This is a genomic window from bacterium (assembly GCA_035530055.1).
Lineage (GTDB): Bacteria > UBA6262 > WVXT01 > WVXT01 > WVXT01 > WVXT01.
The window spans coordinates 1-8,715 of record DATKVN010000083.1 but is presented as its reverse complement, the minus strand read 5'-3'; the positions used below and the strand labels follow the sequence as shown (position 1 = coordinate 8,715).

Here is an 8,715-nt window from a genome sequence, read left to right as displayed (position 1 = left end):
CATTGCGAGCCCGAAGGGCGCGGCAATCGACCCGCAGGGTCGTTGCGAGGGCAAAGCCCGTGGCAACCTCGTGCCAAACCATGAGATTGCTTCACTTCGTTCGCAATGACACTTCGTGTCAGATTGCTTCGTCGCTTTGCTCCTCGCAAAGACACTTAGGGGACTTTTTCAGAGACCTCTTATTGGTGATTGCTGTAGGAGTAGCTCCGATTCATCCAGCTCCTACACAGGGGCTGGATTCATCGGAGCGTGACAGGTTTTGTCTGAGTAGGCACAAATGACACAGCAGCTACCCGGGGCAGGGCTAATCATTTTATGGCATGTTTTGCATTCGTAGAAATAGAGGCATGAATTTTGAGGAATAATTACTTCCTGAATATACCCACAAAGGGGACATTTCAATTTTGCTTTATCTTTAGACAAATTCAAGAATTTCAGGATATTTTCTTTAATTTGATTTCTTACCTTTCTAAAGATGAGAAGTTTTTCCTCTTCTGTTCCTTGAACTCGAGCAGGGTCTTCTAAATCCCAGTGTATCTTCTCATATTTACCCGGAAATACCGGGCACGCTTCCCTGGCATAGTCACAAACAGTAATCACATAATCAAATTGCTGGCTTAAAAATTCTTTAACAGATTTTGACCTTTGTTTTGAAATATCTATCCCAATCTCATCCATCACTTTCATAGCCAATGGATTTACCTGCGTCGATTTAACTCCTGCACTAAAAACATCAAACTTGTCCCTTGCCAGATGCCTTAACAATCCTTAGGCCATCTGACTTCTACAAGAATTATCGGTACATAAGAATAGAATCCGTTTCTTTTTAATTTTTATCCACAACAGCCGGGAGTTGGATTTGGACCACAGCCGCCCCCAAAATCAGAACCACTTCTTTTAGAGAAAGTAAAGAAGTTTCCTATGAGTTGAACTGTTTTCTTACTGCCACACTCAGGACAGCTCACCTTTAGCCCTTTTTCCTTCTCTTTTATAGTTGCCTTCACATCAAATTTTTTCTCACAGTCCTGACAAAGATATTCGTATGTTGGCATAATCATCTCCTCCTCTTATAATTTGCCTTTTATGGCTGATATAATTTCATTAGTTTCCGACTGCCCTATACAGGCAACCTCATCGCCCACAGTTATTACGGGAATAGCCTGAGGTCCAAATGTACGAAAAAGTTTGAACACTTGTGGATTTTCCTGTAAGTTCTTCATCTTCCTGATATCGCAAATTTCCACATCAATTCCGAGTTTTTCTATCCCATTTTTTAAAGATATTATTTCTTCTTCACTTTGCCCTATTGGCCCACAACAACTTGATTGCGGCCCACAGGGAAACTGTTGCTCCAATGTAAAGATTTTTACTGCTTTCTCATCTGACATAACCGATCACCTCTTTTCGCCTTTTATGGTTTCACTCAATACCTTAACTCCACTTACTACCATAGAACTTTTCTTAAGAATGTTTACGTTTTTAAAACCAGATTTTTTAATTGCTCCGATATAGCCCTTTTCGGTAAGCGCTCCGCCAACGCAAGCAACTAATTTCTCTGGATTATTTCTTATGGACTCATCCAACTCTTTCTCAGTCACCAGGTCAGAAATGACAAATCTTCCACCCGGCTTTAAGATTCTATATATTTCTCGATATGCCTTTTCCTTATCCGGGACAAGGTTAATAACACAGTTACTCATAACTAAATTTATTGAATTATCCTTTACCGGAATATCTTCTATTTCTCCTAACTTAAATTCCACATTGTTATAATTTCCTTTTATAGCATTTTTTCTGGCTTTTTCAACCATCTGCTCGGTCATATCTAAGCCTATGACTTTACCTTCAGGGCCAACCCTTTTGGAAGCAAGGAATACATCCAATCCTCCGCCCGAGCCTATATCAAGGACAGTTTCACCCTTTCTGATATCTGCCAGGGCAACAGGATTGCCGCAACCCAGCGAAAATTCCGATATATCAGAGGGAAAATCCTTAATTTCCTCAATGCTATAGCCAATGTCGCAACAACTGTAATCAGGACAGCAAGAAGAACCTTGCTCCGCAAGTTGTCCATATCTTTTTTTTACTTCTTTTTTAATCTCATTTCTTTTCATTAAAGTGTACCTCTTTTAAGTTTTAAAATAAATTAAACACATACCCGGCAACCACACAGCCAATGAAACTTAAACCCACGTATAAAGCTAAGAGTTTCTTACGAAACGCGGCTGAGAGCATCATTATCGAGGGAAGGCTTAAGCCCGGGCCCCCTAATAGATAAGCCAGGGTCGCCCCTGGCCCCATTCCTTTAGCGATTAGAGCCATTGCTGTGGGTACTTCAACATAGGTGCACACATAAGCTAAAACAGCCACTAACGAGGCAATAAGCACTGAATTAAGTGCCTTTCCTCCTATAAAATTGACAATTAAACTTGTGGGAATTAAAACTCTAATTGCACCGGCAATCAACACAGCCATAATTAGATAGTAGTTTAACTGCAGGAATAAATCCCATGAAATTTTAAAGGTCTTGATAACTTTTTTCCCAAAGGTTAAATTTTCACTTGCTTGAGGCAAAACAAAACAGGCATTCTGGTGCGCTGACATATCCCGATTAACAAGCTTCCATTTGCCTTCTTTAGTTTGTTCTATAAGACCTGCCTCCTCTAATTCCTTTAGTTTATCTAAGTTTTCTGTCCCCGCTTCTTTTAAGGTAATCCCTTCTGGCTTAGTAGCTAATTTTACGCCTATCTGATAAGAAAATTTCTGCACCTCAGGTGAAAGATTTGGTTTAACATATATCTTTATCAGATGCTTCAATCCACCTCTTTTCTGCCACCAGCTAACTACAGCGCCAACACTCATAGCAATGGCAAATACGCCAATGATACGCGCCAGGGCAAGTTTCTTGCCTAATAGCCCGGCGGTCAGAAATACAGTAGGAATATTAAGCATGGGGGCAGCGATTAAAAAGGCAAGGCTTGGACCTAAAGGCACCCCCGCCTCAAGCATGCCCACTAAAACTGGAACTATTCCACAGGAACAGATAGGAATAATACTTCCGGCACCTGTAGCCATAAGATTTGCCTTAAAACCGCCATAGCCCATTTTTTTTCTTACCGCCTCCCAAGAGACAAATACCACTAAGACTCCGGAGATAAGCATGCCTATAAGCCAATACGGCAACAGTTCTACTAAAAGGGCTGCACCCTTCAGGATGATATACCAGATAACAAAAGGGATATTCCATAGAGGTGGATTATCTATCTCTTTTACCCTTGCCTCTAATCCCTCTATCCCTTTAGACTGTAAGAGGCCTGCCTTAAACATCCCCGACCAGGATAAATCATTCACTGCCACATAGGAAACGGCCAAGGCATAAAGCACAATTACTGCTACTAAAAAGAACAACTGTTTTTTCTTATTTGTAACTGCTGTCATCTTTAATTTTCCTTATTTTCAAATTCTAAATTAAAATGCTGGCTTACAATGGCTTTGTTCTTGGACTTTAATTTTATCGTAGATACATTCCTTTAGGAATCTAAAGGCTTCCTCTTTATCTTTATCTAAGATAATTTGCTCAAGCCACATCTTTTGTTTATCATCCAGGGTTAAACTAACAATAGCCATCTATCTTTCCTCCTTAAAAATAATCTGTTAACTTTTTCGCACCATCTCAGCAATAACTTCTAAGGGCCGAGCAATGCATTTCTTCATATTGGTTAAATCCGCTCTAAAGGATTTTTCCTTGCGCAGGCATTCTCTAAAGCATTCAAACAAATTCTCTTCAACCTTATTTTTTGGCTCTGCAAGAGAATAATAAATCCACAAGCCATCCCGTCTGTCCTTTGCCAAACCAGCATATCTTAAAACCGTAAGATGGCGAGAAACCTTGGTCTGAGGAAGACCAAGGGCAGCCTCAATCTGGCAGACACAGAGTTCTTTCTCAGAAAGTAAAACCATAATCCTTAAACGTGTCTCGTCTGAAAGTGTCTTAAATAAATCAATATACTGTTTCATCGAACCTCCTTCGGTCGTATCTTTATATGCGATTACACAGATATAATACTACAAAGAAAAATCCTTGTCAATGCTTTTCTTCAAAATCCTCAGGCACTTCGTATCCTAAAGCCTCTACTATGTCAAGCATAATCCTTTTCTTATCTTCGTATATTTTAGTGAAAAGGGGTTTACAGTTAATGATATTCTGTTCGCCCAAAAGAAGCTTCACTGCAAAGGCAAGACAGGTTGTCTCACTACATTGTTTACAATTTGTCTTGGGAAGCCAACCGTATATTTCTAAAGCAGTTGCGCGAACCTTTCTTTCATAATTTGGCACTATAGAATCTTTTTTATTATATGTATCATTGATTAAGTCCTTTATATAGGTCAAAATTTGCCAGGCATCGACTATCTCATCAGCCTTGGCAATAGCAACTTTGTGAGAATAAATATTAACCATACGCCGCTCTTTTGAGAAATTCAAGGTAGGAGCCTCTTTGTTGTATGTGGCATTATTCATTACAGAATTAAGGTAGGGGAAAACCTCAGCGACATTGTTGAAAAAATAGGCAATTAGCCTTATCTTTTTTGGGTCAGCAATACAAGGAGCAACAAAGGTGATATTTATATCCTTCAATAATGATGCCCGAATCTGGTCTCTTCTTAACTTTTGAGGCAAAATAGAAGCCGGCTTATAATCTATAAATCCACTAACCGCTAAGTTTTTATTAGATATGGCAAGTTCTATTCTGGGCCTATCCTCCTGAGAAAATATAAACACCTCGCTTGCTACATCCAGAAAACTCTCCGGTGGCGCTATCGGCTCAAAGGCTACCCTGGTCTGGTTAATAATCTCCTTTGCTCTTTTAGATTCTTCTCTATTTGGAAATACTACTATTTCCTTCTCTTTTTTATTTCTCAAGTTTTTACTTCTAATGATATTCCGAATCAGCGGCCATAATACCGATTCTGGTAATCATATATAATTCTTTATTTTCAATTGATTTGCGATACCTCTTTTAATTTTTCAATAATCTCAGATGCATCCAAATAATCTGAAGTAAATACAACCTCGTGGTTTTTATTGAGAAATATCAATGAGGGGTCGGTAAGTTCAGAAAGATATTTGGAATAATCTTTAATTATGTCGAGTTTGTAATCGTCGTAGTCATTGCCTAAAAGCCAGTTTATATTAAAGTATTCTGCCCATTCCTTAAGGTCAGTAGTAGGACAGGTTGCTAAGGTTATACTTATTATATGAACGTCTCCCTCTGTGCATTTTTCGCCCTCACATAATTTTGCACAGATTTTATTTAGCTCTTCTATTTGCTTGAAACTTTCTTTTGTAATCTTTCCGCCGCAATAAATTCGGAAAAAATGTAAAATAACAGGTTTATCTTTAAACTGCTCTAAAGAAAATTCATAATCCCAGGGGTCGCGTAATTGAAAATTTGTTGCCATTTTTGGCTCTGCTTTTACATATAGTATTTGAGAAAAAGTCAATAATATAACACAAATGAAAATTGTGAGGATGCTGATTTTTCTCATTATTATTTACCTCCAAAAATAACATTTAACTTTGGGCCATAGATGATAAATAATATACCGATAACCAAAATAATCACCCCGAATATCTTAACAAGATATTCACCTGCCTTGGTAAATTTATTTGCTACTTGAGCGCGCATCTGACCGGAAAGAGCGGCTAAAGGTATAATTGGAACTCCATGACCTAAACCGAACGTAAACAAAAGTCCTCCGCCTTGCCAGATGGTTATATCCTGGCTCATTATTAAAAGCGCTACCGGCATAATCAAAGATACTGCGCAAGGCGCCCACCCAAAAGCAAAAAGTGTCCCTAAGATAAATGCAGACAAAATCTTTGAATATTGACCTAAACGTAAAACAGAAAATACTAATCGTTGGATGATATTAAGATTTCTCGGTTTACCATCATTACTTTTAGCAAAGAGTTTAATCTTTGCTCCCTTATAGATACCTAATTGGCTTAAACCAAAGAGAACTAAAAATATCCCGGCGATGATATAAAAAAGATGTGCAAACCTTATGAATTGGCCTAACTTAGAAATAAAAAGTCCAAGAATAAAAAAGACAAAGCTCATCCCTAAGGTAAAAGAAATCCCGATAGAGATTCCTTCTTTCAAATTTTTCTCTTCACTAATGATAAAAGATAGCGCGGCAACAAGAAGCGCTAAAGAGCAGGGAGAAAGGCTGGTCATTATACCCAATCCAAAAAGACCCCATATAGTCACATTACCCATAAATATATCCTTTCCTTATTTCAATCTTTTTGACCTTTGATTTTCCTTATTCTTTGTTTTAGCTTTCATTTCTGTTAGTATTTGAGGCTCTTTCCCTTGCCATTCAAATACTGGCTTACAACCTGGGGCAGCAGCTTTAGCAGCCTTCTTTTTCACCACTTCTCTTAAGAACTCCAAAGCTTGCTTTTCGTCCCCATCAGTTGTAATTCGCTCAAGTTCAATCTGTTCTTTTTGATTTAGACTGATAACAACTTTTTCTTTCATTTGCTTATTTATCGGAAGACAAAATATTTTTTATCTCACCTACTGTAGGAATCTTGCCGGAAGTCTTAATCTGACCGTCCACAATCAGAGCGGGAGTAAACATTACTCCTCTCTTTGCCATTTCACCCATATCATGAACATGAGTAACTTCGGCGTCGATACCCAATTCCTTAAGAGCCTCGTTTACATTTTTCTCTGTCGCTTTACATCTTGGACATCCCGGACCTACAACTTCAATCTTCATTTTTTTTCTCCTTTTCAACTTTTTAGAATATGAAGTTCCCAAAAAACCAACCCACAAAAGTTCCCAACGCAATTATCGTCAACACATAGCAAATTGCCTTTTTGGCACCAAACACTCTGGCTATTGCCAGCCAGTTAGGAAGACTGATACCCGGACCAGTCAATAATAATGCCAAAGCTGGACCTTTCCCCATGCCCAGTTTCATTAAAGTATCCACAAAAGGCGCTTCAGTCATAGTGGCAAAATAACTTACCGCCCCAATTAGAGTTGCCAGGAACGAAGCGCCTAAAGATGAGCCTCCCAAATAGTTCTGAATCCACTCTTGCGGTAAAATCTTTCCGATGATACCCACGATAAAAACACCTAAAAGAAGTAAAGGAAATATTATCCTTACAAAAAAGAAGGTCTCGCGCAGCCAATTTCTTAATTCATCTTTTGTCTTTACTCTTAGAGCATAAATAATCATTATCATAGTCGCTATTGCCCAGACAATAACTTTATGGACATAGGGGCCTTTTCTTATCAGGTAATTTGGCAAAAGCAGTGTTAACAAAATCAAAAGGATCAGGATAAGGTCACGCGACCCGATTACTTTTCCTTTCGGGTTATCGCTGTTATTAATTATTCTTTTTTCTTCGCTCTTTCTGAAAACAAAATTCATAATCAGTCCAACGATAAATGCCATAAGAATTGCTGAGATAACTCTGGAACCTACCATTTCATAGCCCAAAATCGCACCCGTGTATAAAAGCGCCAGAACATTTGCTGCGGGAGCTACCCATAAAAGAATAAAGGCAGGTCCAATTCCGCTTCCCCTATAATATAGCCCACTGGCAACAGGAATTACTGTACAGGAACAGGCAGCTAAGAAGAAGCTACCTACGCTGGCTAGGGCAAATGACTTTAGCTTGTTAGCTGCATAGCCTAAGTACTTAATAATTGTTTCTTTAGATACGAAACTCACCATTGCCCCGGCTAAGAGAAAAGCCGGCACAAGACAAGTTACAACATGCTCGGCAATGTATTCTTTTAAGGCTAATAGCCCGGCAAAGATTAAATCGAAGAACATACAAATTCTCCTCTCTAAGAAGTTAGAATGCCTCTAAAACTTTTTGCCCTTCTTTTACTTGCGCATGCAAAATAGACTTGACTATATCAAGAATCTTGTCCACATCTTTATGTTTCACTTTGTAAAATGACCTTACGCCCTCGCCCCGCAATTCCACAACGCCCACTGTCCTAAGTGCATTGAGATGCCTTGAGATATTGGATTGGTCTTTTTCTAATTTCTCCACTATCTCACATACACACATCTCTCCCTTACTCTTAAGAAGCTGCAAAATCTCAATTCTTGTCGGGTGACTCAGCGCTTGAAAATAACCGGCTATCATTTTAACTATAGGTTCTTGCATTTCAACCTCCTCTTTATGCTTTAATGCAACTATGCGAATTATAGCATAATGTAACAAGATTTGTCAAGTAAATTTTGAACACTCAAATTCAAGATGGCCTGGAGGTAATCTTTCTCTGTCATCTTCTAATTTCTGGACGAGAAAGGCGCTTACGGACAGGAGCATCCTGGAGGACAGCTCGAAGAGGACCCCTTGCTTTTTCCCGGGGTTATTACGGAGATATTGCCAAAGACTTGAGAAGTCTTTTTACTTTTGCACTTTGGGCACTTCACCTTAAGTCCTTTTTCCTTTTCTGACAGCGTGGCAAAGATATCGAATCTATTACCACAATCTAAGCAGGAATATTCATAAGTTGGCATTATTTAGACCTTCCTATAATGGAGTCGTTGCGAAAGCAAGGGCTAAACCATTCCTCCCTTTCGGGAGGACTCCAGACCTTTTCAGGCGGACTCCAAATATTTCTCGATAAATCGAGCCCCTACAAGTCCCTATCTTGTCTATCCGGTTTGGGAAA

The 8,715-nt window shown here is 39.0% G+C and carries 14 protein-coding genes; all 14 read right to left on the bottom strand.

Annotated features, from left to right (window positions below):
• Positions 1 to 222 precede the first annotated feature (222 nt).
• Positions 223 to 765: an arsenate reductase ArsC gene (locus tag VMW39_06620; GenBank protein HUW23685.1), complete on the bottom strand. Its 543-nt coding sequence runs from the start codon at positions 763 to 765 to the stop codon at positions 223 to 225.
• A gap of 68 nt (positions 766 to 833) precedes the next feature.
• Positions 834 to 1,052, bottom strand: coding sequence for a zinc ribbon domain-containing protein (locus VMW39_06615; protein ID HUW23684.1), 219 nt, complete (start codon positions 1,050 to 1,052; stop codon positions 834 to 836).
• A gap of 15 nt (positions 1,053 to 1,067) precedes the next feature.
• Positions 1,068 to 1,388: a hypothetical protein gene (locus VMW39_06610; GenBank protein ID HUW23683.1), complete on the bottom strand. Its 321-nt coding sequence runs from the start codon at positions 1,386 to 1,388 to the stop codon at positions 1,068 to 1,070.
• 6 nt (positions 1,389 to 1,394) lie between these two features.
• Entirely contained in the window at positions 1,395 to 2,114 is a 720-nt protein-coding gene (arsM, locus tag VMW39_06605; protein ID HUW23682.1) for an arsenite methyltransferase, read from the bottom strand.
• A gap of 22 nt (positions 2,115 to 2,136) precedes the next feature.
• Positions 2,137 to 3,438 carry a permease gene (locus VMW39_06600; GenBank protein ID HUW23681.1) on the bottom strand — a complete coding sequence of 434 codons (1,302 nt, stop codon included), beginning with the start codon at positions 3,436 to 3,438 and terminating at the stop codon, positions 2,137 to 2,139.
• A 30-nt stretch (positions 3,439 to 3,468) separates the two neighbouring features.
• Entirely contained in the window at positions 3,469 to 3,627 is a 159-nt protein-coding gene (locus tag VMW39_06595) for a hypothetical protein (GenBank protein ID HUW23680.1), read from the bottom strand.
• Positions 3,628 to 3,654: 27 nt separating this feature from the next.
• Positions 3,655 to 4,017 (bottom strand): metalloregulator ArsR/SmtB family transcription factor, encoded by a 363-nt coding sequence (locus VMW39_06590; GenBank protein HUW23679.1) that lies wholly within the window; start codon positions 4,015 to 4,017, stop codon positions 3,655 to 3,657.
• A 67-nt stretch (positions 4,018 to 4,084) separates the two neighbouring features.
• Positions 4,085 to 4,921 (bottom strand): (Fe-S)-binding protein, encoded by an 837-nt coding sequence (locus tag VMW39_06585; GenBank protein HUW23678.1) that lies wholly within the window; start codon positions 4,919 to 4,921, stop codon positions 4,085 to 4,087.
• Between the two features lie 74 nt (positions 4,922 to 4,995).
• Positions 4,996 to 5,547 carry a hypothetical protein gene (locus VMW39_06580; protein ID HUW23677.1) on the bottom strand — a complete coding sequence of 184 codons (552 nt, stop codon included), beginning with the start codon at positions 5,545 to 5,547 and terminating at the stop codon, positions 4,996 to 4,998.
• A gap of 2 nt (positions 5,548 to 5,549) precedes the next feature.
• On the bottom strand, positions 5,550 to 6,281 hold the full coding sequence (locus tag VMW39_06575; protein HUW23676.1) for a cytochrome c biogenesis CcdA family protein: 732 nt from the start codon (positions 6,279 to 6,281) through the stop codon (positions 5,550 to 5,552).
• Between the two features lie 15 nt (positions 6,282 to 6,296).
• Positions 6,297 to 6,545 carry a hypothetical protein gene (locus tag VMW39_06570; GenBank protein ID HUW23675.1) on the bottom strand — a complete coding sequence of 83 codons (249 nt, stop codon included), beginning with the start codon at positions 6,543 to 6,545 and terminating at the stop codon, positions 6,297 to 6,299.
• A 4-nt stretch (positions 6,546 to 6,549) separates the two neighbouring features.
• Positions 6,550 to 6,789 (bottom strand): thioredoxin family protein, encoded by a 240-nt coding sequence (locus VMW39_06565; GenBank protein ID HUW23674.1) that lies wholly within the window; start codon positions 6,787 to 6,789, stop codon positions 6,550 to 6,552.
• A gap of 22 nt (positions 6,790 to 6,811) precedes the next feature.
• On the bottom strand, positions 6,812 to 7,858 hold the full coding sequence (locus VMW39_06560) for a permease (protein HUW23673.1): 1,047 nt from the start codon (positions 7,856 to 7,858) through the stop codon (positions 6,812 to 6,814).
• A 22-nt stretch (positions 7,859 to 7,880) separates the two neighbouring features.
• On the bottom strand, positions 7,881 to 8,201 hold the full coding sequence (locus VMW39_06555; protein HUW23672.1) for a metalloregulator ArsR/SmtB family transcription factor: 321 nt from the start codon (positions 8,199 to 8,201) through the stop codon (positions 7,881 to 7,883).
• Positions 8,202 to 8,715 lie beyond the last annotated feature (514 nt).